The following is a 21,321-nucleotide window of genomic DNA, read 5'->3' as shown; positions in this document are numbered from 1 at the left end:
TCGCGTTGCCGCGTGCGGACGCGTGCCGGACGAATTGAGCCTAGGCAGTACGGCTTAAAAGTCCCTTAAAAGCAGAGCATTGTGCTCATTCATCGCTCGCAAAAAAAAAGGCCGTTGCCCGCACGCGGCGGGAAACGGCCTTCGTCACTTCATTACTGCACGTTGCAACTGCGGCTACGCCATCACTGCGGAATCATGCCGGTCAGCACATAAGCCTGAATCAGCGTCACGACACCAACGACCGCCGCGAAGAACAGGCTGTGACGCAACGTGAAGCGGAACAGCGACGACTCCTTGCCGACGAGACCGGTTGCCGCGCAGGCCACCGCGATCGACTGCGGCGAGATCATCTTGCCGCTCACGCCGCCCGAGGTGTTCGCCGCGACGAGCAGTGTGTCCGACACGTTGATCTGGTGCGCCGTGGTGTGCTGCAGCGAGCAGAACAGGGCGTTCGACGACGTATCGGAGCCCGTGAGAAACACGCCCAGCCAGCCAAGGAACGGCGAGAAGAACGGGAACGCGGCGCCGGTGCCCGCAAGCGCGAGAGCGAGCGTGGACGACATGCCCGAGTAGTTCGCGACGAACGCGAAGGCGAGCACGAGGCCGATCGACAGCACGGGGCGGCGCAGTTCGCCGAGCGTCTCGAAGAACGCGGCCACGGCGGCGCGCGGCTTCATGCGCAGGAGGATCGCAGAGAGGATTGCCGTGATCATGATCGCGGTGCCCACGGCGGAGAGCCAGTCGAGCTTGAACACGGCCTCATAGGGCTTGGGCGAGGCGACGATCGGCGCCGTGCGCACCACGAGCTGATCGAGGCCCGGCACGTGCAGGCTCAGAATCGTGCCCGCGAGCGGCCCCTTCGCTGCGAAGAGCGCCTTGAACGGCTTGACGCTCCACACGGTCACGATGGCCGTGAGCAGAATGAACGGCGACCACGCGCGCACGGTTTGCGCGATGCTGTACGGCGAGGCCTTGCGGCTCGAAGCCGCTGCGCGCGAACCACCTGCGCCGCCGCCGAAACCGCCCAGCGCGGCCGCACCGCCACTCACCTTCACGCTCGTGCCTTGCGTTGCCCGACGCGGCTGCCACACGTTGAGGAACGCGGCGAGCGCGACGAGGCTCACGAGCGCCGAGGTGATGTCCGGCAGTTCGGGCCCGATGTGGTTCGACGTGAAATACTGCGTCACAGCGAAGCTGCCGCCTGCCACGAGCGCGGCGGGCCACGTTTCCTTCACGCCGCGCTTGCCGTCCATGATGAAGACGAGCCAGAACGGCACGAAGAGCGAGAGCAGCGGCAACTGGCGGCCCGCCATCGCACCGATCAGGAACGGATCGATGCCCGTCACCTGGCCCGCGACGATGATGGGAATACCCATCGCGCCGAACGCGACCGGCGCGGTGTTGGCGATAAGGCACAGGCCCGCGGCGTAGAGCGGCTCGAAACCGAGGCCGACTAGCAGCGCCGAAGTGATCGCCACCGGTGCGCCGAAGCCCGCCGCGCCTTCGAGAAACGCGCCGAACGAGAAGCCGATCAGCAGCAGTTGCAGGCGCTGGTCATCGGTGATCGAGAGCACGGAGGCGCGGATGATTTCGAACTGCCCCGTCTTCACGACGATCTTGTAGAGGAACACCGCGGTGACGATGATCCACGCGATCGGCCAGATGCCGTAGGCAAAGCCGAAGCCCGCGGAAACGAGCGCCTGGCGCACGGGCATGCCGTACTCGAAGATCGCCACGGCGAGCGCGAGCAGCAGGGTGATCGCCGCCGCGACGTGGCCCTTCATGCGCAAGCCGGCGAGCGCGACGAAGAAGAACAGAATGGGAATGGCGGCCACGAGCGCGGATAGCCACAAACTGCCGAGCGGTGTGTAGATCTGGTACCAGGGTTGCACTACGGTCTCCTCCGATGATGCGGGTCGAAAATTTATGTGAGATCGCCAGGCTTGCTTTGAAATTTATTTCGCATGCCTGACGACTGAAACGCTATTGCGGCTGGTCGCGTTCGCGAAGCAGGTCGTGCAGGCTGCGCGGCGCGGGTTTGAGCGGCGTGCGATGCAGCGTCCAGCCCATTTGTTGCGAGGGCGCGAGGCCGCGCAGGCGCGTCACGGCCCAGCGCAGCGCGCGATATGCGCGCGGGTGCGCAAACGCGCCACTCCAGAAGCGCCAGATGAACTGCTCGCTCCTGCTGTGATTCGCGCCCTGGCCGCGCAGCGGGTGCGCGACGTTTTCCTCGGGATCGCGGTTCGCTTCGGTGCGCAGGCGCACGAGCAGTTGCGGAATCGGAATGCGCACCGGGCAGACTTCGCCGCACGCGCCGCACAGGCTCGAAGCCGTGGGCAACTCGGCGGTCGCGTCGAGCCCGAGCAGATGCGGCGAAATGATCTTGCCGATCGGCCCCGGGTACGTCGTGCCATAGGCATGTCCGCCGATGCGCGTGTACACCGGGCAGTGGTTCATGCACGCGCCGCAGCGGATGCATTGCAGCGTCGCGCGCAATTGCTCGTCGGCGTAGGCCTGGCTGCGGCCGTTGTCGAGCAGCACGAGGTGCACTTCGCGCGGGCCGTCTTTCTCGCCTTCGCGGCGCGGGCTGCTGATCAGGTTGAAATACGTCGTGATCGGCTGGCCCGTAGCCGAGCGCGTGAGCAGGCTCGAAAGCGGCACGATGTGCTCGAGCTTCGCCACCACCTTTTCCATGCCCATGATCGCGATATGCACGTCGGGCACCGTGGTGGAAAGGCGGCCGTTGCCTTCGTTTTCCACGAGCCAGAGCGTGCCCGTGTCGGCGGCGGCGAAATTCACGCCCGAGAGGCCGATCTGCGCATCCACGAAGGCGCGGCGCAGCGCGCGGCGGCCCGTTTGAATGAGCGTGTCCACGTCCTCCGTAAAGGGCGTATCGGGGATGTGCTCCTCGAACAGGTGGCCGATGTCGCCCTTCGTTTTGTGGATCGCGGGCATCACGATGTGCGAGGGCTTCTCGCCCGCGAGCTGCACGATGTACTCGCCCATGTCCGACTCGATGCAGTCGACGCCGCGTTCCGCGAGGTAATGGTTGAGCTCGATTTCCTCGCTCGCCATCGACTTGCCCTTGATCACGCGCGTGGCCGCGTGCTGCTGCGCGATGGCGTGGACGATGCGGTTCGCTTCGTCGGCGGTCTCGGCCCAATGCACCTGAATGCCGTTCGCGCGCAGCTTCGTTTCCAGATGCTCGAGCAGTTCGGGCAGGCGCGCGAGCGCGTGCTGGCGCACCGCTTCGCCGAGATCGCGCAGGGCTTCGAGTTCGTCCGCCTCGGGAAATTGCGCGGCGCGCTTGCCTTGCAGGAAGTCCATCGCGCCGCGAAAGCTCTTGCGCAACTGCGGGTCGTCGAGCGCCGTGCGTGCGCGTTGGCGGAATTCGGCAGTGGGGACGAAATGGAGCGTGTTTTCTTGAGACGTTTGCGTGGTCGTGCTCATTGGGCTGCTCCTTCCTGCGCGCACGTTTCGTCATCCCCATCAGTCACGACGACGACCCACAACGCGCGGGGGCCGTGCGCGCCGTAAGCGGTGGTCTGCTGGATATCCGAGGTCTTGGAGGGTCCTGAGATCATCACGAGATTGGTGGGCATGCCGTCGCGCCAGCGCTCCGCCGCCACGGCGGCGTGGAGGTCGGCGTGCAGTGTGCGCGCATGGATCAGCGCGACGTGCAGCGGCGGCACGAGTGAGACCGTGCGCGGCGCGTTCGCGTCGGGCACGACCACGAGCGTGCCGGTTGCCGCGAGGCCGGAGCGTGCGACCGTGAAGCCCGCGTCGACGGTGTCGAAGAGTTCGGCCTTCCAGTGCTCGATTGGCTGCGCGTAGCTGCGTGCCTGCACGGCGGCCGGAAGCGCTGCCTTGAGCGCCTGGCCTTCTGCGCAGGCGGTGTCGAGCAGCAGGCTGCGCACACCCGCCTCTGCGAGTCGCTCGGCGAGACCGGCGGCCCACGTTGCGGCGCTCGCGAGGATCACTTCGGCGTGCGCGGCTTCGAGCATGCGCTGGAACTGCGCGATGCGTTCGTTCAGCGCAAACGGCGCATGGGTGCGGCGTTCGGTGAAATGCGCATCGATACGCGCATCGAGCGCTTCAATCGCCGTGGCGGGCGCGGCTGGCGCATGGCCGCGCAGGCGTTGCAGCATGCGCGCACGCGCGCTCATCGAATCGACGCTCATGCGGCCTCCCCGCCGGTGCGGCGCCAGAGGAACGACGCGAGGTGCTCCACGGAGAGCGGCGCGCCCTTGTGCGCGGCAGCGTGGCCGATGTTGAGCAGACACCCGCAGTCGGCGGAAACGAGGCGCTCACAGCCTGTGGCGCAGGCGGAGGCGATCTTGTCGGCGACCATGGCGCCGGAGATGTCGGGGTGCTTGAGCGAGAACGTGCCGCCGAAGCCGCAGCATTCCGACTCGCGTTCGTGCTCGATACGCGTGACGCCCGGCAGCGCATCGACGACTTCGACGCCATGCACACGCGTGCCCATTTCTCGTCGCGCGCCGCATGAGGTGTGCAGTACGACGCGCTCTTCGGGTTCCGTTTGCGCGCCATACGCATTGAAGTCGACGTTGAGCACGCGCACGAGGAACTCCGTGAGTTCGTACACGCGTTCCGAGAGGTCCCCGGCACGCGCAGCGTTTGCGGCATCGTCGTCGAAGAGTGCCGGCCAGTGGTGGCGCATCATGCCCGCGCACGAGCCCGAAGGCACGATCACGGGCCACGGTTTTTCGAAGAGGCCAAGCTGCGCAAGCGCGACCTCGCGCGCCTGGCGCGGGTTGCCGCTGCTGTACGCGGGCTGGCCGCAGCAACTCTGGCTGCGCGGGAAATGGACCGTGAGGCCTTCGCGTTCGAGCAGCTTCACCGCGTCGAGGCCGGCTTGCGGCACGAACAGGTCGACGAGGCAGGTGGCGAACAGATAGACGTCGGTGGGGCGCTCGGTGGGGTATTGCCGTGGCTTCATGTCTCGCTCGGTGTCTATGCGCGCTTTGGCGATCCGCCCCCGCGGGCGGGGCCGCGGAGGTTGAAGACAAGCGCTGGTTTGGGCGCATAATTCCTGCTTCGGGCGAGCGGTTCAAACTGGTTGGACCACTCGCAGCAAATCAGAACGAAACTCGGGGATGGCACGGGTATGGCAATCGGGGACAGGGCAGGCTCGCGCGGGCGCGTGGAAACCGTGATGCGTCAGATGGAGACGTCGCTGCTCGACGGGACCTGGCGCGCGGGAGCGAAGCTGCCTTCCGAACGCGTGCTCGCGCTCGAGTACGACGTGGCGCGCAACACGGTGCGCGAGGCGATCCAGCGTCTGGCCGCGCGCGGCCTCGTGCAGAGCCGGCCGGGCGCGGGCGTGTTCGTCACCGACCAGCTGCGCACGGGCTTTGCGTCGCCGTGGGGGCAACTCGTGGCCGATCATCCGGCGTTGCGCGAAGACATCCTCGAATTTCGCCGTGTGCTCGAAGGCGCGACCGCGTATTTTGCGGCGCTGCGCGCCAGCGACGAGGACATCGCGCGCATCCGCGTGCTGATGCAGGAACTGGAGCGCACGCGCGAAGTGGACGACAAGGCCGCCGAGGCCGACACCGACGCGAAGCTGCACGAAGTGATCGCTCAGGCCTCTCACAATGCGATGTTCCTGCATCTGCACACGAGCGTGCTGGGGGTGCTGCGCGAGCACATCACGATCAACGGCACGGGGCTGCGCGTGCAGAACGAGGACGCGCCGGACCAGTTGCTTTTACAGCACCGCACGCTTTGCGACGCGATCGTCGCGCGCCGTCCCGAGGAGGCGCGCACGGCGATGCAGACGCACATCGACTTCGTGCGCACGCGGGTGGGCGAGGAGATCGGCTGGCCCGAAAGTGGTCCAACCAGTGACGACGCGCCGCGCGCCGCGCCAGCGGGTACGACACGGCGCAAAACCGCGCGCAAGGCGCCGGGCAGCGTCGAGAAAAAGCCAGCGACCCGCGCCAGGCGCGCAAACGCTGCTAAAGTCGGCTGAGCGGGCCGGCGGGCCTCATTCCGGGCCACACGCGGTGGCTAGCCGCACGAGCAGGAGGAACAGATGAACAATCGCGCCGCGCAAATCGTGGCGTTGAGCGCCGTGACGCTGACCGTCAGCGATATCGCGCGGTCGGTGCCGTTCTACGAGTCGCTCGGCTTCGTGCAGAAAGCCGGGCCCGCGGTGCCGGGCTTCGCATCGTTCGAACTGGGCGGCGCGGCCGGCGCGGTGGGAATTTGCTATCTGAACCTGCTGGAGGGGCCGCACGGCGCGGTGAACGGCTGGGGCCGCGTGATCCTCTACGTTGCGGACGTGGATGCGTTCTACGCCCACGCGCTCGCGGCGGGCGCTACGCCCGAATTCGCGCCGCGCGACGCGCCGTGGGGCGAGCGTTATTTCCATCTCGTCGATCCGGACGGCCACGAGCTGAGCTTCGCCCGGCCGCTCATCTGAGCCGCCGCAATGCATTTGAAATATTCGTGACACTCGCTGCGCCGATAGTGGCGCGAGTTGCCAGCCTATCGACCAAGGAGAGAGTCGCCATGAATGAATTGGACCGCACGATGGACGCCGAACAGCACGATGCGGAACAGCAGGAAGCCGAACTGCATCGTCGCCGGCGTCTGGATGAAGAGCTCATCGACGCCTACGACGAAGAGCTCGAAATGGAGGTCGACGACCGGCTGCAGGAAAGCGGCCTCCATATCAGCGACGAGGCGCGTGCGCTGCGCCGCGTCTATTTCCGCGAGCTGATCCGCCTGCAGGGCGAACTCGTCAAGCTGCAGGACTGGATCGTGAGCACGGGGCACCGGCTCGTCGTGATCTTCGAAGGGCGCGACGCGGCGGGCAAGGGCGGTGTCATCAAGCGCATCACGCAGCGCCTGAACCCGCGCATGTGCCGCGTGGCCGCGCTGCCCGCGCCGAACAACCGCGAGCGCACGCAGTGGTATTTCCAGCGCTACGTGCAGCATCTGCCGGCGGGCGGCGAAATGGTGCTGTTCGACCGCAGCTGGTACAACCGCGCGGGCGTGGAGCGCGTGATGAACTTCTGCACCGACGACGAATACGAAGAATTTTTCCGCTCGGTGCCCGAGTTCGAAAAGATGCTCGTGAGAAGCGGCATCCAGATCGTCAAGTACTGGTTCTCGATCACTGATGACGAGCAGGAAGTGCGTTTCCAGAGCCGCATCGACGATCCGCTCAAGCAGTGGAAGCTCTCGCCGATGGACCTCGAAAGCCGCCGCCGCTGGGAGGCGTACACGCACGTGAAGGAAGCGATGCTGCAGCGCTCGCATATTCCTGAGGCGCCGTGGTGGGTCGTGCAGGGCGTGGACAAGAAGCGCGCGCGCCTGAACTGCATTCACCATTTGCTGAGCCAGGTGCCGTATCACGAGATCGAGCACCCGCACGTCACGCTGCCGGCGCGTGTGCATCATCCCGACTACATTCGCCAGCCGGTGCCGGAGAACATGTTCATTCCGGACGTTTATTGAGGGGTTGGTTGCCTTTGAGCTGATCGAAGGCAACCGCGACGATTTCGGGATGCCCATGGCGTAGTAACATATTTGTTACTATAATAGCCATGGGATACCGGATCGATTTCTACAGTGCTCGTGTTGAGAGCAGCGTGCACGAACTGCCGAAGACTTTGCGTGCGCGCTTCTTCGCATTGGTTGACCGCATGGAAACGTACGGGCCAAATCTCGGTGAGCCGCATACCAAGGCGATGGGGGACGGCCTGTTCGAGATGCGCTTAAAGGGCGCCGAAGGTATCGCCAGAGTGTTTTACTGCGCGGTGATTGGACGGCGCATCGTCCTTCTTCACTGTATTGTGAAGAAGGACGCGAAGACACCGCTCGACGAACTGGACACGGCGCGCCGCAGGTTGAAGGAGGTGCGAAATGGCAACGTATAAGGAACTGCGCGAGCGTATGCTCGCCGATCCCGAGGTGCGTGCGGAATATGAAAGACTCAATCGGGAAGAATTTGCCTTGCTGGATCAGATGCTCGCGGCGCGCCGGGAAGCAGGCCTAAGCCAGGCGGATGTCGCCGAGCGCATGGGTACGAAAGCGCCGGCCGTTACGCGTCTCGAACGCGCGCTTGCCTCAGGCGAACATTCGCCTTCTATCGACACATTGCGCAAATACGCGCAGGCGTGTGGCAAGACGCTGAAAATTTCGTTCGTTTGAATCCGGACACTCAGTGCAAAAAAAGCCGCGCCCCCCTCAGGGGAGCGCGGCTTTTTCTTCGCCGATAAAGCTCAAAACAGGTGCTTGAACACCCAATAAAGCGCTCCCGCCAGCACGATCGAAGCGGGCAGCGTGAGCACCCATGCCATCACGAGGCTGCGCACGGTATTCCACTGCAGGCCCGAGCCGTTCGCGGCCATCGTGCCCGCCACGCCCGAGGAGAGCACGTGCGTGGTCGAGACCGGCAGGCCGTACACATCCGCCGCGCCGATCGTCACCATCGCCACGACCTCGGCGCAGCCGCCCTGGCCGTAGCTCAGGTGCTGCTTGCCGATGCGCTCGCCCACCGTCACCACGATGCGCTTCCAGCCCACCATCGTGCCGAGTCCCAGTGCGATCGCCACGGCCACCTTCACCCACGTCGGAATGAATTTCGTCGCGTGGTCGATCTGGCTGCGGAAGTTGTCGATCGACTTCTGGTCGTCGGCTGAGAAGGGCACGGCTTTCTGCTTGTCGAGCAGGCGGATCGCCTCGGAAATCACATACATGTTGTTGCGCACGTTATCGACGACCGATTGCGGCACCGCCGCGAGCGAGCCGTAGCCGTGCACCTGGTCGGCCACCTGGTTCGACAGCGCGGCGAGTGCGGGCACCGTCGTGTTCGACATCGTGCGGCTGCCGATGAAGCGCTCCACTTCGCCGCGCGGCTCGGCGGGCGCGGCTACGCCGTTCGTGTAGCGCTCGAGCGCGCGTGTGGCGTCGTGCGCGACGGCGACGAAGGTCTGCGTCTGCTCCGCCGTCACGGCGCGGTTCAGCGCGTAGGCCGTGGGCACCGTGCCGATCAGGATCAGCATGATGAGGCCCATGCCCTTCTGACCGTCGTTGGAGCCGTGCGCGAACGACACGCCCGTGCAGGTGAGAATGAGCAGCGAGCGGATCCAGAACGGCGGCGGCTCCTTGCCCTTCGGCTCCGAGTAGAGCGCGGGCACGCGCACGACGGCCTTGAGGATGAGCAGCAGGAGGCCAGCCAGCAAAAAGCCGACGATCGGCGAAAAGAGCAGCGACTTGCCCACGCCGAGCGCCTGGCTCCAGTCCACGCCGCTCGTGCCGTTGGTGCCGTGCATGAGCTGGTTCATGAGGCCCACGCCGATGATCGAGCCGATCAGCGTATGCGAACTGGACGAAGGCAGGCCGAAGTACCACGTACCCAGGTTCCAGATGATCGCGGCGATGAGCAGTGCGAACACCATCGCGAAGCCCGCGCTGCTGCCCACCTGCAGGATCAGCTCCACGGGCAGCAGCTGCAGGATGCCGAAAGCCACCGCGCCCGTGGACATGAGCACGCCGAGGAAATTCCAGGCGCCCGACCACATCACGGCGACGTTGGGCGAAAGCGAGTGCGTATAGATGACGGTCGCGACCGCATTCGCGGTATCGTGGAAGCCGTTCACGAACTCGAAGCCGAGCGCGATGATGAGCGCGATGCCGAGCAGGATCCACGGCATGGCCGAGCTTTCGCGCACCGGCGAGAGGTCGTCGGCGAGATGCATTCCCACGTACACGGCGCCTGCGGCGATGACGACGAGGAAGGCGAGCAGACTGACATTGCGCCCGCGCGCCGGGGCGGTGCCCGGTTGCGGTGACAGGGAAAATTCTGGCATGGCAGGCGGGCTCCTGGGGGAGGGAGTAGGCAGAGGTTTCGCCTTCGATCCTGAACCGGCCAGGTTTCGGTTTGATGACGGATCCGTGCCAGTCATGCTCGATGCATATCCGACAGATCGGCGCACCATCGGCGTGCGTCGTCAGTTAGAGGATTGCGCAGATGCCAAAACGGGTTCTTTCGCTGCGTCTTCTGGTGCACCGCTGGGCTATCGCGCGCGCGAAGGCGGCGACGCACCTGATCGGCAACTATCCCTTTTTCGCAGGGCTTTCCGGCACGCTCGTCGCGACGGCCATGGCGATCCTGACCTATGCGGCGCTCTATGAGGGCCGCGCCGAAGAGTTGCGCCACGCGCAGGAGAATTCGCGCAACCTCGTGCAGCTCATCAGCAACGACATTGCCCGCAACGTCGAGATTAACGATCTGTCGCTGCAGGCCGTGGTCATGGCGGCGCAGCAGCCGCAAACCTGGGAATTGCCCGAGGCGCTGCGCCAGCGCGTGCTGTTCGACCGGGCGACGACGGCGTCGAGGCTCGGTGGGGCTTATGTGATCGACGCCACAGGCCATGTGAAAGCGGCGCGCAGCAACGCCTTCGACGTCTCGACCGCCGGCGTTTCGTTCGCCGACCGCGACTACTTCATCGCGCAGCAGCGCGACCCGCAAGCGGGTCTCTTCTTCTCGAAGCCGTACCATTCACGCCTGCGCGGCGGCGTGCTCTCCATTGGGCTCACGCGCCGCATCAATGCACCCGACGGCACGTTCGCGGGCGTCGCGCTGCTCGGCGTGCGTCTCGACTACTTTCAGCACCTGCTGGAGCGCATCGATCTCGGGCGCGGCAGCCATCTCTTCATCTTGATGCGCGATGGCACGATGCTCGCCAGCCAGCCGCCTTCGCTGAGCCGCGCCGGATCGAACTATGCGGACCTGCCGAATTACACGTTCCTGTCCGGCCGGGCTGACGGCAGCTATACGCTGAAGTCGGCGTTCGACGGCGTGGAGCGCATCTACACGTTTGCGCGCGTGGCCAACTCGCCGTTCATCGTCGTCGTGGCGCCTGCCGTCGATGATGTGCTCGCCGGCTGGCGGCGGCGCAGCTATATCGCGCTCGTGATGACCACTGTGTTCGGCGGCGCGTGGGTCGTGGTGTCGTGGGTGCTCGCGTTCGCGCTGCGCGACAAGGTGGTGGCCGAGGGCGAACTCATGCGCCTCGCTGTGACCGACCCGCTCACGGGGCTCGCGAACCGCCGCGCGCTCGACAGCCGTCTCGCCGAGGAGTGGCATCGCGCGGTGCGCGAGCGCACGCCGCTTTCCGTGCTGTTTTTCGACATCGACCACTTCAAGCTCTTCAACGACACCTACGGCCATGCCGCCGGCGACGAGGTGCTGGCCTTCGTGGCCGGGCGAATCGCGTCAGGATCGCGGCGCGCAACCGATCTCGCCGCGCGCTTTGGCGGCGAAGAGTTCGCGGTGGTGCTGCCGGGCACGGCGCTCGACGCCGCGACGCGCATGGCGGAGAAGATCCGCAAGCGCATCGAGTCGGCCAATCTCACGCTAAGTGGTACGCACCATGGGCGCGTGACGGTGAGCGCGGGGTGTGCGAGCTGCAATCCGCCGGTGGGCGGCAGCGCGGCCAGGCTGCTGGCCGCCGCCGACCGCCTGCTGTATGAGGCCAAGGATGCGGGCCGCAATCAGGTCCGGTCGCAGCTATGGACGGGCGAAGGGGCGCAGCCGCTGGTGGATTCCGAAGCCGGAACCCGAGGCCGCGATGCGCCCGCAACCCGGGGCTGACGCGCGCCGGTTTTCATGCGGCGCGCGACGCCCCCCCATGCCGGTCAACGCGCGGATTTCGAAAGCCGGTGGCCGAGGCCGAGGTTCGAGACGATCTGCCAGGTGTAGACGCGCGAATAGTGCACGCCGAACTGCCTGCCGATCAGCTCGCGCACGCGGCTGTTGGTCCACGCATCGCTCGCAAAGCCGTGCTCTCGAGCGGAGCCGTGCAGGGCGCTCGCGATCCAGCCTAGCGCGGCCTGATCGAGCACCGAAGGACGGCCGCCCACGCTCATCTGCTGGAGCGCAGCAAGCCCGCCGTCCTCGACGATGGACTTGTAGCGCCTCACCGTCTGGGCGGAAAGGTGGAGTGAGTCGGCGACGCTATTCACGGTCGCGCCTTCCATCAACATCTGGCCGGCGGCCATTCTTCTCGCGACGCTCGGCAGGTTCTCGGTTCGGGTAAGCATGTGTTCACTCGTCGACGAAAGATTCCGGACACGCGGCATTGCGGATGTGCCGCTCCTGTAACCCTTCCTGCAAGCGGGTCTTGTCGCTTGCCATGGATCGCGCGCCGGTGCGGTGACGCGAGAGGCATGACGGACGGCGAAATCGACGCCCGGTGAAGGGCGCTTGTTGCGAAACGCCTCGGTGTTCCGCAGCGGATATTAATAATTGTTTTTGTAGGGAATGTGTATAGCTAGCGGAAAAATAGTCTGCTTGACTTGTGGATAATCCTGAACTAACGGGAAAAACAACCGGTTCGCATCGGTCAACAATGGGCGTTGCTATTTCGCGTCGATCCCGCAATGCGAAGTTTGCTCCCATTGCGGCAAGATAACCTGACTTATTTGCTCAAATATAGAAAAGCAACGCTATGCATTGTTTTGTATGACCAATTCAGTCTTCAGCGGATATTGAGTTGGAGCGGCTCTATCCATTATGAATTAAATGGCGTCGGACGCGCCGCATGATGTTTGTTATCGTTTTTTGCACCTGACAACGACTATGGTGCAATTTCAGGGAGTGATTTGATTTTTTTGGGCAGAATGTTTTTCGCAAACATTTCGAATCGATTCGAATGCGGATTGGATTCGAATGAACGAATGCAGAATGCCGGATTCGCCGCGCGGCGTATCGCGCAGCGAAACGGGTCCCTGAATCCTGTCGGGCCGCCCAATGCATCGCGCTTTACGTCACACGACGCGCGGCATAGGCGCCGGCCCGCTTTCTGGCCGCTGCGGATGAATCAAGAACTCGATGAAAAGGTAGGTCGTTTGTTGCGCCGCGCCGCGAGCCGGCGCTCGCTCGTGCCGTACGGCGCGTTTCATGCCCTGTTCGCGGGCGACGTGCCGCTACGGGTGCGTTACGAAAAGCTCGAGGCGGCCGCGGCCGCGTTGTGCGAGCCGGGGGAGGCCGACTATGCGTCGCTGCTCTCGACCGATTCCGGCCTGCCGGGCCCGGACTTCTATACGCGCTTCAAGCGCCTGCATGCCGAGCGCTACTACGCGACGCTTGGCGCGGATCGGCATCGCATGCTGCGGCTTGCCGAAAAGCGTCAGCTCGCGAACGAGGAGCGCGAGCGTGTGTATGCCCACTATCTGCGTTGTGCGGCCGAAGAGACTTGCATGAACAACGCTTGATGTGTGCGAGCGGTGCAATGCCGCTCTCTTGCCATTGATGATCCACAGAAGGAGTTCCCACATGTCCACGCGCTATCGTTCTACCGCGCCGCTCGTCGGCGCCCTACTCGTGCTTGCCCTCGGCGTGTCGCCGCACGTGCCGCTACGTGCGCAGACGGCGTCCGATGCCGCGCCTGAAAGCGCGCCTAACGCCCAGTTGCAGATCGGCGAGGTGCAGACCACGGCCACGGTCGTGAGCATCGACGCGGCCACCAATTCGGTCACGCTGCGCGGCGCGCGGCGCAACCTGGTGACGGTCGCGGTCGATCCCGCCGTCGGCGACGTGAGCAAGCTCAAGCCCGGCGATCATGTGAACATCCTCTACAAGGAGGCATTGCTGCTGCGCGCCGAAAAGGTGGCCACGAGAGGCATCCGCTCGCGCATCGACACGACCGCTACCATGCCCGCTTCCGGTGGCGTGGCGGCGACGGCGCATAGCGTTCAGGTGATTGCGACGGTGGAGAAGATCGACCGCAAGAGCCGCAAGGTCGCATTGCGTGGACCGAACCGCACGGTCGTCGTGGTGGCGCCGCCGGACGTGCCGCTCGAAAAGATCAAGGTGGGCGACAGCATTCGCGCCGACTACGTGGGCGCGACGGCCGTTCAGGTCACGCGCGGCGGTCAGAACCTGCAGTGACGCCGCAATGACGCATTAACGCCATGGCGGCGTGGCCTAGTCGACGCGATTGCGGTCGCGCACGAGGATCGAGACGTAGATCGCCGTGCAGACGATGATGACGGCCACGCCGGCGATCACCTTCTGGTGGTCGAAGTTGAGGAGACCGATCACCGCGATGGCAATGCCGGCGGCAGAGCCGAGCGTGCCCATTGCCGCCACGAAAATGCGCATCTTGCTCCAGACGCGATGGCGCCGCTCGGGACCTGCGCCTTCGATAAACCGATGCAGTCGATCAAACATGGCGGCTCTTCCGGGTTGGGTAGAAGTCGGTCATGCGGGCGCGAAAGTATGGCGGCCCGAACGAGATCAAGTATAGCCAGCCCATTATTACGCGTTCTTTCATTTGCCTGCGCGCTATCGCGCCGGAATTCCCGATCGTTTTTTTGTGCGCGTTTAAGTTTGTCTTAATTTTGGCTCGCCATGATGGAGCGGTCGGGTCGATTCGATAGTTCGATTCGCGGTTGTTCTTCACGTCCCCTGTTGGCCGCCGATTAGTTCGGCGGCCTTTTTTTTGTCCATTTTCGATGTTTGCTAGCGTCGAGCCTCGCGCATTCAAGTCTTATTTGTGATTCGTCGCGAGGGCGCCCGCGCTGTTTGCGCCGCCGAAGAGCTGCGTCAGATATTGCTGGTTCTTGTTCATCGTCGTCATGAGGTTATTGAGCGCGGTGAACTGGCGGCTGAATTGCGTGGTGAGTTCGGCTGAACGGACATCGAGCATCGTCGCCTGCTTCTTGATGTCCTCGAGCTCCTTGCTGATGGCGTCGGTACGCCGCTCGATGATGCCGCTCGACTTGACGTAGGGCGCGATGGCGTCGTTGAGATGGTCGGCCATGCCGCCGCTGCCGAACAGCGCGGCAATCGCGCGATTGTCGGGCCGCAGCGCGTTCGTGAATGCCTTGTCGTCGATTTCCAGCTTGCCGGTCTTGCTCAGCGTGATGCCGATCTCGCCGAGCGAATGACGTATGCCGTCGCTGCCTTTCGCGCCCGCCGAAAGGGCGGAGGGCAGCGACGCTGCGAGCGTGCGCGCGATGGAGTCGCCCAGCAGCGCGCCCGCATGCGCGCTGGTCGAATCGGTGCCGGGCGTGTAGGCCGTCAGCGTGCCCAGCGCGTCGATATAGCTGTTGTACGCCTTGGCGAAATTGCGGATGGCCGTGCCGGTCGCTTCGGTGTCGGGTGCGATGGTGAGCGTCTGCTTCGTGCCCGCCGCGGCGTTTTCGAGCTTGATCGTGATGTCGCTCACCACGCCCTCGAGCGTGTTGCTCGCGCTCGTGACGTGCGTGCCGTCGATGTGCAACTCGGCGTCGCTGGCCGCTTCGACCTCGCGCATCTGCGAGGAGGCGAGGCGCGTGTCGACCCCAGCGCCCGCCTGCACGTCGATCGTGTTGGCCGCGCCCGTCTTGTTGGCGCTCAGCACGAGGTGCTGTCCATCCGAGCCGGTGATGATCGACGCCGTGACGCCCGGATTGTCGCTCGCGCGATTGATCGCCGCGACGACATCCGTGAGCTTGTTGCTGCCCGCGGCGATCGTAAGGTGCATGGACTTGCCGCCCATCGAGATGTCGAGGCTGCCCTCGCCGAGCGTCGCGCCGGCGTCGAAATTTTCCGAGGCGAGCTTGTGCGCCGTTGCCAGATGATCGACTTCGATCGTGAAGCTGCCCGGCACCGCGTTCTTCCCGGCCACGGCGCTTAGGCCTTTGTCCTTCTCGCTGGTCGTGGCGGTGAAGCGATGCAGCGCGGCGCCGTCCTTGAACGGCTCGAGTGCGGTTTGCAGTGAGGCGAGCGCCGACTTCAGCGTGCCGAACGCGGAGAGCGTCGTGTTGCTGGCGGACTGCTTCGCGGTGAGCATGGCGCTCGGCCCCGCGATCTTCGCGTTGACGAGCGCCTTGACGAGCTGGTTGACGTCGAGCGAGGAGTTGGTCGCGCCGCTGATGATCGACTGGGCGGCGTCGCTCAGCGCGCTATTCGGGCTGGCGGTGGTGTTCGTGATCGTGCTTGCCATGAAAGAAGTCCGTTCGTTCTGGTGCGTCGAGTCGACGGAACGCGCGAATGCGCGGCCATGCTTTCATTACGGCAAGCTTTCATGAAACTTAATGAAAGAATTGAAAAGAATTTGAAAAGTTAGAGGCTTGCACGGGGGCGGCTGTGGGCCGCCCGCAGCCGGTCGCCCGCAGCCGGTCGCCCGCTTCAGACGTGCTCGGGGAAGCCCGCGCGGCCTTGCGTGAGGTCGGTCAGCGCGTTGCGCGCGGCGTCCACGGCGGTCGCGGGCAACTGGATCGTAAGGCGGACCGTCATCGTGTACTGGCTTTCCACGAGCGTGAACTGCTCCTGGTCGATCCAGTGGCGCACGCGAGTTTCTTCGGGATAGCCGAGCTCGACCGTGAGGCGCGCCTGCGCGATGCGCTCGACGCGCTCCGCCCCCTGCAAGGCGCTGGCGATGGCGTCGGTGTAGGCGCGCACGAGGCCGCCCGCGCCGAGCTTCACACCGCCGTAATAGCGCACCACGGCCGCGAGCACGCCGTCCAGGTCGTGATGACGAAGTACTTCGAGGATCGGGCGCCCGGCCGTGCCGGAGGGTTCGCCGTCGTCGGACATGCCGGACTGGCCGCCCGCGAGCAGCGCCCAGCAAACGTGCGTGGCGGCGGGATGCTCTTCGCGCAGACGGCGGATTTCAGCCATGGCGGCTTCGCGGTCGGCAACGGGAATGGCGTGCGCGATGAAGCGGCTCTTGCGGATCTCGAGTTCCGCGGTGACGGGATGGGCAAGCGTGAAAGTGGGCACAGGCGGGTGGGAACAGCAGGCGAAACCACAATGTTAGCCGATGCGCACGGGCCGGATTTCGACGTCCGTCCCCATATCTTGCCAGTTTATGTAATGGTTCTTTGCGCGAGATGCTAGTGACGCCCCGGCCTTCAGCCCGGATAATGCACGGCATGACGGATCTAGCTCTGGCTGGAGCGAATCCGAACTCCTCATTCGGTGATCCGTCATAGTCCTTTCTCTCGCGGCGCCGTTGCGGCAGACGCGATTCCCCCAAAGCACAGACGCCAAAAAAATCCCCGGTCGGACCGTGTCGCAACCGGGGGCACAAGGCTCGCCTGTTCTCAAGAGGCAATCCCACCTTACGTCCGCAAAATTGCGTCCGCAATCGGAAAATAAACCTGGTGCGTGTGCTGCTCGAAGCGCGCTAGTGTTCTCATGATTGCGCAAAAAAAATCCCGGCCATCTCTGGCCGGGCAATGAGAATACACCGTGCGCTCCGGGGAACGAAACGCCCGTCAACGTTACCCGCCGGGCGTGCGGCCGGCAACACTTCCGAATTACCTGCAATTACTGACGTATGCCTTTCTGGCTGCGCCTGGCGCGTAGCATGGCTGGCGCGGATGCACCGTGTGGCGGGCATTGCACTCACATTGATTCGCATGCCGAATTATATTTTTCGCAGGCATGCACGCATGGCGAAGTAAGGAGCCGAAATGCGCCGAGGCCGGTCTCCCCTGGGGAAGACCGGCCTCGGTGTGCCGCTTCAGGCGCCGCCTGCGAAGGCGGCCCTTCGATCACGCGTACGTCGTGCGGATCAGTAACGCGGCGGGGGCGGCGGACGATGGTCGTCGTCGCGGTAGCGCGGGGGACCCGGATCGTGCGGGTGATGGTGCATCCACTCGTCGTGCTCCCAATAACGGTGGCCGTCGTAGTAACGGTTGTCGTGCCAGCCGATCGACACGCGCGCGTCCACCGGCATCATGTGCGGTTGGCCGTATTGCGGCGCCGATTCGGCACGCAGCCCATACGGTGCGGATTGAGCGAAGGCGCTCGATGCGCCCATCAATGCGCCGCCGGCGATCAGTGCCGCGGCGATGGCGCGGGCGGGGGTCTTCCAGCTCTTCGTATTCATGAGTTACCTCCTCTTTGGTTGCGTCGTCAGTCACGCGGCATCGGGATGCCTTTGTGTTGCGACCACGGTTCAAAGCTTATCGGCCCGAAGCGGAGGAAAACGTGACCACTTGTAAGCTTTCGTTTCATACGATTCTTCATGCAAGAAAGGCCGATCTAACAGTCGGCCCTTGATGCAGAAAGGATTAAGCGCCGCATCTGACAATCGGGAACACGCGCTCGGGGGGCGGGTTGTCAACTGGCGTTACATTCGGGCGTCGCGAGCCGCCCGAATGCGTCACCTGTACCGGCCGACGAGCCCCGATGTCGTTCTTACCGAGGCGCTTTCGGCGCGGCTTGTGTGTCGGTTTGCGTGCCGGCCACATCGATCGCGCTTTGCGAACCTAGTTGCGCGCGCAACTCATATTTCTGGATCTTGCCCGTGGCCGTGCGCGGCAGTTCGCCGAATCGCACGGCGCGCGGCACCTTGAAGTGCGCGAGAAAGAGCCGGCAGTGCGCGATGATCTCCTCGGCCGTGGCGCTCGCACCGTGCCGCAGTTCGACGAATGCGCAAGGCACTTCGCCCCACTTCGCATCCGGCATCGCCACGACGGCGGCGAGCGCGACTGCCGGGTGGCGATACAGCGTGTCTTCCACCTCGATGCTCGAAATGTTCTCGCCGCCCGAGATGATGATGTCCTTGCTGCGGTCGGTAATGCGCACGTAGCCATCGGGCGTCATCACGCCGAGGTCGCCGGTGTGGAACCAGCCGCCGCGGAACGCCTCTTCGGTTGCGCGCTCGTTCTTCAAATAGCCCTTCATGCAGATGTTGCCGCGGAACATGATTTCGCCGAGCGTTTCGCCGTCGGCGGGCACGGGTTCCATCGTCTGCGCGTTGCGCACGCTCACGCCGCTTTGCAGGTGATAGCGCACGCCCTGGCGCGCGGCGAGGCGCGCCTGTTCCTCGTCGGGCAGCGTCTGCCAGCGCTCCTGCACCGCGCACACGGCGGCGGGGCCGTACACCTCGGTGAGACCATAGACATGCGTAAGCTCGATGCCGATCGTCTTCATCTTCGCGATCACGGCCGGCGCGGGCGGGGCGCCTGCGACCATCGTGCGCACCGTGTGCGCGATGCCCGCGCGATACTCGGCGGGGGCGTCGGCGAGCGCGCCCTGTACGATGGGCGCGCCGCAATAGTGCGTAACGCGCTCGCTGCGAATGAGGTCGAACACGAGCTTCGCGTCGAACTTGCGCAGACACACGTTTACGCCCGCGCGCGCGGCGACGGTCCACGCGAAGCACCAGCCGTTGCAGTGAAAGAGCGGCAGCGTCCAGAGGTACACGGCGTGCTTGGGCATGTCCCATTCGAGGATGTTGCTCACCGCGTTGAGGTACGCGCCGCGATGGTGATACACCACGCCTTTGGGGTCGCCCGTTGTGCCCGAGGTGTAGTTCAGCGCAATGGCGTCCCACTCGTTGTGCGGCGGCGCCCAGGCGAACTCGGGGTCTCCTTGTTCGAGGAACGCTTCGTAGTCGGTTGCGCGCGGGAAGAACTCGGGATCGGCGGCCGCGATGTCGGCCACGCTGATGATCTTGAGGTTGGGAAATTCGAGCGCCGCGCGTTGCGCGAGCGCCGCGAATTCGGTATCGACGATCAGCGCCTTCGCTTCGCCATGGCGCAGCATGAACAGCATGGTTGCGACATCGAGTCGCGTGTTGAGCGTATTGAGCACCGCGCCGAGCATGGGCACGCCGAAGTGCGCCTCGACCATCGCAGGGATGTTGGGCAGGAGCGCCGCCACCGTATCGCCGCGCCCGATGCCCGCCTGCGCGAGCGCGCTCGCGAGCCGCCGCGTGCGCGCATACGTTTCGCGCCAGCTGCGGCGAACATCGCCATGGACCACGGCGAGGCGGTCGCCATAGACTTCGGCCGCGCGGGCGATGAAATCGATCGGCGTGAGCGGCACATAATTGGCTTCGCGTTGCGCGAGACCCTCTTCGTACGGGTGCAACATGGCGGTGTCTCCGGTGTCGATCGCCGCTGCCGGCTCAAAGCCGTGCCGCGGTCTGTCGTTGGCTTGTAGGTATGATTCGCGCTACCGTAGCAGGGCCGCGCAGGCCAGTCTGTCGCCAGCGCGACAGAGCGGGCCGTGACGAACGATCCGCTTCAAAAGATCGACCCAAAGATTGACCTAACTCCAGGAAAGCGCGATGTCGCAATCCATTATGCCCCCGGATGGGACTCCGCCCGCCCCCGATTCATGGCGCGAAGGCGAGCGCATCGACGCCGCGAACATTGCGCGCCTCGCCGCCTTGTTCGAGCGCTGCGTGTGGTTTCGCGCGCTTGCGCCCGAACATCGCGAGTGGGTGCTGGCGTCCTCGCATGCGCAGGGCTATGCCGCGGGCGCAATCGTCGCCGCGCGCGAAGCGCCCTCGGACTGGTGGCTCGGCGTGAGTTCGGGCCTCGTGAAGCTGGCGATCTTCAATGCTTCGGGGCGCGGCTGCACGTTTTCGGGCGTGCCGCATGGCGGCTGGTTCGGCGAGGGGAGCGTCATCAAGCGCGAGCCGCGCAAGTACGACGTGATCGCGCTGCAGCCGTCGCTCGTCATGGCCGTCGCCACCGATACGTTCCACCGGCTCATGGATTGCAGCCTGCCGTTCAACCGCTTCGTGATCCATCAGCTCAACAACCGCATGGGCGAGTTCATCGCGCTGATCCAGAACAGCCGCTTGCTCGACGTGGATGCCCGCGTTGCGCAGTCGCTCGCGCAGATGTTCAATCCCGACCTCTACCCCGAGACGGGCCGTGCGCTCGACATCTCGCAGGAAGAGATCGGCATGCTGGCGGGCGCGTCGCGGCAGCGGATCAATCAGGCCTTGCAGACGCTCGAGCGCCAGGGGCTCGTCGCGCTCTCGTACAACCGCGTGGATGTGCTCGATCTCGACGGGCTGCGCGCATTTGGCCGCGACCAGATCTGAGGATCGCAGAAGTCCTTATCAATCTTGCGAGGAATAGAAGGCTCTCTCCCTCGCCAGCCCGTTTTTACGCGTGGCCGCGCTGCGTAGACTTGCCTCACTGAGTTCAAACGGAGAGGAAAGTGAAGAACGCAATGCTGCGTGCGGCGCTGGTTTCGATGATGGCGATCGTTCCGGCGGTGTCGTTTGCCCAGGTCACCAGCGCGCAAAACGGCCCGGTGACGCGCGCCCAGGTGCTGCAGGAACTGGTCGATCTGGAGTCGGTGGGGTACAACCCGGCTGCGGCGAACGATGCGACTTATCCGGACGACGTAGCGAGAGCCATGCGCCGCCTCGCCGAAAAACGCGCCAACGACGCGCGCCTGGCGCAGGAGCGCCAACCGCAAGAGCAGGTCGCGCAGTCGGGTTACGGCGATCCGCCCGTGCAGAACGGCGAAGCGGGCGCGCCTGCCGCCGTGCCGCGCAACGAGCCGCCGCCCGCGTATCGCCACCATTGATTGCG

General features: G+C 64.8%; 20 protein-coding genes and 1 pseudogene. 10 read left to right on the top strand and 11 right to left on the bottom strand.

Annotated elements, in window-relative coordinates; translation table 11 throughout:
- Positions 1-182 precede the first annotated feature (182 nt).
- The 4 genes from VSR72_RS33065 to VSR72_RS33050 all read right to left on the bottom strand — a co-directional run bounded on the left by VSR72_RS33065 (position 183) and on the right by VSR72_RS33050 (position 4,960).
- Positions 183-1,892, bottom strand: coding sequence for a lactate permease LctP family transporter (locus VSR72_RS33065; RefSeq protein ID WP_342956466.1), 1,710 nt, complete (start codon positions 1,890-1,892; stop codon positions 183-185).
- Between the two features lie 91 nt (positions 1,893-1,983).
- Positions 1,984-3,450 (bottom strand): LutB/LldF family L-lactate oxidation iron-sulfur protein, encoded by a 1,467-nt coding sequence (locus VSR72_RS33060; protein WP_342956465.1) that lies wholly within the window; start codon positions 3,448-3,450, stop codon positions 1,984-1,986.
- The gene (locus VSR72_RS33055; protein ID WP_342956541.1) at positions 3,447-4,166 is read right to left on the bottom strand and encodes an LUD domain-containing protein; all 720 of its coding nucleotides are present in this window, start codon (positions 4,164-4,166) and stop codon (positions 3,447-3,449) included. Before VSR72_RS33055 ends, VSR72_RS33060 begins: the two co-directional genes overlap by 4 nt.
- Before the next feature lie 11 nt (positions 4,167-4,177).
- Positions 4,178-4,960: a (Fe-S)-binding protein gene (locus VSR72_RS33050; RefSeq protein ID WP_342956464.1), complete on the bottom strand. Its 783-nt coding sequence runs from the start codon at positions 4,958-4,960 to the stop codon at positions 4,178-4,180.
- A gap of 168 nt (positions 4,961-5,128) precedes the next feature.
- Between VSR72_RS33050 and VSR72_RS33045 the strand changes: the two are divergent.
- The 5 genes and pseudogenes from VSR72_RS33045 to VSR72_RS33025 all read left to right on the top strand — a co-directional run.
- Positions 5,129-5,830, top strand: a pseudogene (locus tag VSR72_RS33045) (FCD domain-containing protein); the annotation flags it as partial.
- A 228-nt stretch (positions 5,831-6,058) separates the two neighbouring features.
- Positions 6,059-6,448 (top strand): VOC family protein, encoded by a 390-nt coding sequence (locus VSR72_RS33040; RefSeq protein WP_342956463.1) that lies wholly within the window; start codon positions 6,059-6,061, stop codon positions 6,446-6,448.
- Between the two features lie 110 nt (positions 6,449-6,558).
- Positions 6,559-7,488: a polyphosphate kinase 2 gene (ppk2, locus tag VSR72_RS33035; RefSeq protein WP_342956540.1), complete on the top strand. Its 930-nt coding sequence runs from the start codon at positions 6,559-6,561 to the stop codon at positions 7,486-7,488.
- 134 nt (positions 7,489-7,622) lie between these two features.
- A complete protein-coding gene (locus tag VSR72_RS33030; RefSeq protein ID WP_342956462.1) occupies positions 7,623-7,910 on the top strand; it encodes a type II toxin-antitoxin system RelE/ParE family toxin in 288 nt (95 codons plus the stop codon).
- Complete coding sequence (locus VSR72_RS33025; protein ID WP_342956461.1) at positions 7,897-8,184, top strand: helix-turn-helix transcriptional regulator; 288 nt, start codon at positions 7,897-7,899, stop codon at positions 8,182-8,184. The genes VSR72_RS33030 and VSR72_RS33025 overlap by 14 nt, the downstream gene beginning before the upstream one ends.
- A 71-nt stretch (positions 8,185-8,255) precedes the next feature.
- Here VSR72_RS33025 and VSR72_RS33020 read toward each other — a convergent pair whose 3' ends face one another.
- Positions 8,256-9,845: an inorganic phosphate transporter gene (locus VSR72_RS33020; protein ID WP_342956460.1), complete on the bottom strand. Its 1,590-nt coding sequence runs from the start codon at positions 9,843-9,845 to the stop codon at positions 8,256-8,258.
- Between the two features lie 161 nt (positions 9,846-10,006).
- Between VSR72_RS33020 and VSR72_RS33015 the strand changes: the two genes are divergently transcribed.
- A complete protein-coding gene (locus VSR72_RS33015; RefSeq protein ID WP_342956459.1) occupies positions 10,007-11,632 on the top strand; it encodes a sensor domain-containing diguanylate cyclase in 1,626 nt (541 codons plus the stop codon).
- Between the two features lie 44 nt (positions 11,633-11,676).
- On the opposite strand, the gene VSR72_RS33010 is transcribed toward VSR72_RS33015, so the two are convergent.
- Positions 11,677-12,081, bottom strand: a complete 405-nt coding sequence (locus VSR72_RS33010) for a helix-turn-helix domain-containing protein (protein ID WP_028202557.1) — start codon at positions 12,079-12,081, stop codon at positions 11,677-11,679.
- Between the two features lie 774 nt (positions 12,082-12,855).
- Here VSR72_RS33010 and VSR72_RS33005 point away from each other — a divergent pair.
- A complete protein-coding gene (locus VSR72_RS33005) occupies positions 12,856-13,254 on the top strand; it encodes a hypothetical protein (protein WP_342956458.1) in 399 nt (132 codons plus the stop codon).
- Between the two features lie 61 nt (positions 13,255-13,315).
- Positions 13,316-13,930, top strand: a complete 615-nt coding sequence (locus tag VSR72_RS33000) for a hypothetical protein (protein WP_342956457.1) — start codon at positions 13,316-13,318, stop codon at positions 13,928-13,930.
- A 36-nt stretch (positions 13,931-13,966) separates the two neighbouring features.
- Here VSR72_RS33000 and VSR72_RS32995 read toward each other — a convergent pair whose 3' ends face one another.
- The 5 genes from VSR72_RS32995 to VSR72_RS32975 form a co-directional block, all read right to left on the bottom strand.
- The gene (locus tag VSR72_RS32995) at positions 13,967-14,212 is read right to left on the bottom strand and encodes a DUF2964 family protein (RefSeq protein ID WP_342956456.1); all 246 of its coding nucleotides are present in this window, start codon (positions 14,210-14,212) and stop codon (positions 13,967-13,969) included.
- Positions 14,213-14,531: 319 nt separating this feature from the next.
- Complete coding sequence (gene fliD / locus VSR72_RS32990) at positions 14,532-15,971, bottom strand: flagellar filament capping protein FliD (RefSeq protein WP_342956455.1); 1,440 nt, start codon at positions 15,969-15,971, stop codon at positions 14,532-14,534.
- Between the two features lie 185 nt (positions 15,972-16,156).
- Positions 16,157-16,750, bottom strand: a complete 594-nt coding sequence (locus VSR72_RS32985) for a YigZ family protein (protein WP_342956454.1) — start codon at positions 16,748-16,750, stop codon at positions 16,157-16,159.
- Between the two features lie 796 nt (positions 16,751-17,546).
- Positions 17,547-17,864: a hypothetical protein gene (locus tag VSR72_RS32980; RefSeq protein WP_342956453.1), complete on the bottom strand. Its 318-nt coding sequence runs from the start codon at positions 17,862-17,864 to the stop codon at positions 17,547-17,549.
- A gap of 311 nt (positions 17,865-18,175) precedes the next feature.
- On the bottom strand, positions 18,176-19,858 hold the full coding sequence (locus VSR72_RS32975) for an acyl-CoA synthetase (protein WP_342956452.1): 1,683 nt from the start codon (positions 19,856-19,858) through the stop codon (positions 18,176-18,178).
- 211 nt (positions 19,859-20,069) lie between these two features.
- On the opposite strand from VSR72_RS32975, the gene VSR72_RS32970 reads away from it, so the two are divergent.
- Together VSR72_RS32970 and VSR72_RS32965 are read left to right on the top strand one after the other, a co-directional pair.
- Positions 20,070-20,822 carry a Crp/Fnr family transcriptional regulator gene (locus VSR72_RS32970; protein WP_342956539.1) on the top strand — a complete coding sequence of 251 codons (753 nt, stop codon included), beginning with the start codon at positions 20,070-20,072 and terminating at the stop codon, positions 20,820-20,822.
- Between the two features lie 119 nt (positions 20,823-20,941).
- Positions 20,942-21,316, top strand: a complete 375-nt coding sequence (locus VSR72_RS32965) for a DUF4148 domain-containing protein (protein WP_342956451.1) — start codon at positions 20,942-20,944, stop codon at positions 21,314-21,316.
- Positions 21,317-21,321: the final 5 nt, after the last annotated feature.

It is taken from the genome of Paraburkholderia sp. JHI869, from assembly GCF_038900775.1.
Taxonomy (GTDB): Bacteria; Pseudomonadota; Gammaproteobacteria; order Burkholderiales; family Burkholderiaceae; genus Paraburkholderia.
This window is presented reverse-complemented; position numbering and strand designations above follow the sequence as displayed.

Coding starts and splice junctions, on each gene's coding strand:
- VSR72_RS33060 (WP_342956465.1), bottom strand. CDS start 3,450: ATGAGCACGACCACGCAAACGTCTCAAGAAAACACGCTCCATTTCGTC.
- VSR72_RS33055 (WP_342956541.1), bottom strand. CDS start 4,166: ATGAGCGCGCGTGCGCGCATGCTGCAACGCCTGCGCGGCCATGCGCCA.
- VSR72_RS33050 (WP_342956464.1), bottom strand. CDS start 4,960: ATGAAGCCACGGCAATACCCCACCGAGCGCCCCACCGACGTCTATCTG.
- VSR72_RS33040 (WP_342956463.1), top strand. CDS start 6,059: ATGAACAATCGCGCCGCGCAAATCGTGGCGTTGAGCGCCGTGACGCTG.
- ppk2 (WP_342956540.1), top strand. CDS start 6,559: ATGGACGCCGAACAGCACGATGCGGAACAGCAGGAAGCCGAACTGCAT.
- VSR72_RS33025 (WP_342956461.1), top strand. CDS start 7,897: ATGGCAACGTATAAGGAACTGCGCGAGCGTATGCTCGCCGATCCCGAG.
- VSR72_RS33020 (WP_342956460.1), bottom strand. CDS start 9,845: ATGCCAGAATTTTCCCTGTCACCGCAACCGGGCACCGCCCCGGCGCGC.
- VSR72_RS33015 (WP_342956459.1), top strand. CDS start 10,007: ATGCCAAAACGGGTTCTTTCGCTGCGTCTTCTGGTGCACCGCTGGGCT.
- VSR72_RS33010 (WP_028202557.1), bottom strand. CDS start 12,081: ATGCTTACCCGAACCGAGAACCTGCCGAGCGTCGCGAGAAGAATGGCC.
- VSR72_RS33005 (WP_342956458.1), top strand. CDS start 12,856: ATGAATCAAGAACTCGATGAAAAGGTAGGTCGTTTGTTGCGCCGCGCC.
- VSR72_RS33000 (WP_342956457.1), top strand. CDS start 13,316: ATGTCCACGCGCTATCGTTCTACCGCGCCGCTCGTCGGCGCCCTACTC.
- VSR72_RS32995 (WP_342956456.1), bottom strand. CDS start 14,212: ATGTTTGATCGACTGCATCGGTTTATCGAAGGCGCAGGTCCCGAGCGG.
- fliD (WP_342956455.1), bottom strand. CDS start 15,971: ATGGCAAGCACGATCACGAACACCACCGCCAGCCCGAATAGCGCGCTG.
- VSR72_RS32980 (WP_342956453.1), bottom strand. CDS start 17,864: ATGAATACGAAGAGCTGGAAGACCCCCGCCCGCGCCATCGCCGCGGCA.
- VSR72_RS32975 (WP_342956452.1), bottom strand. CDS start 19,858: ATGTTGCACCCGTACGAAGAGGGTCTCGCGCAACGCGAAGCCAATTAT.
- VSR72_RS32970 (WP_342956539.1), top strand. CDS start 20,070: ATGCCCCCGGATGGGACTCCGCCCGCCCCCGATTCATGGCGCGAAGGC.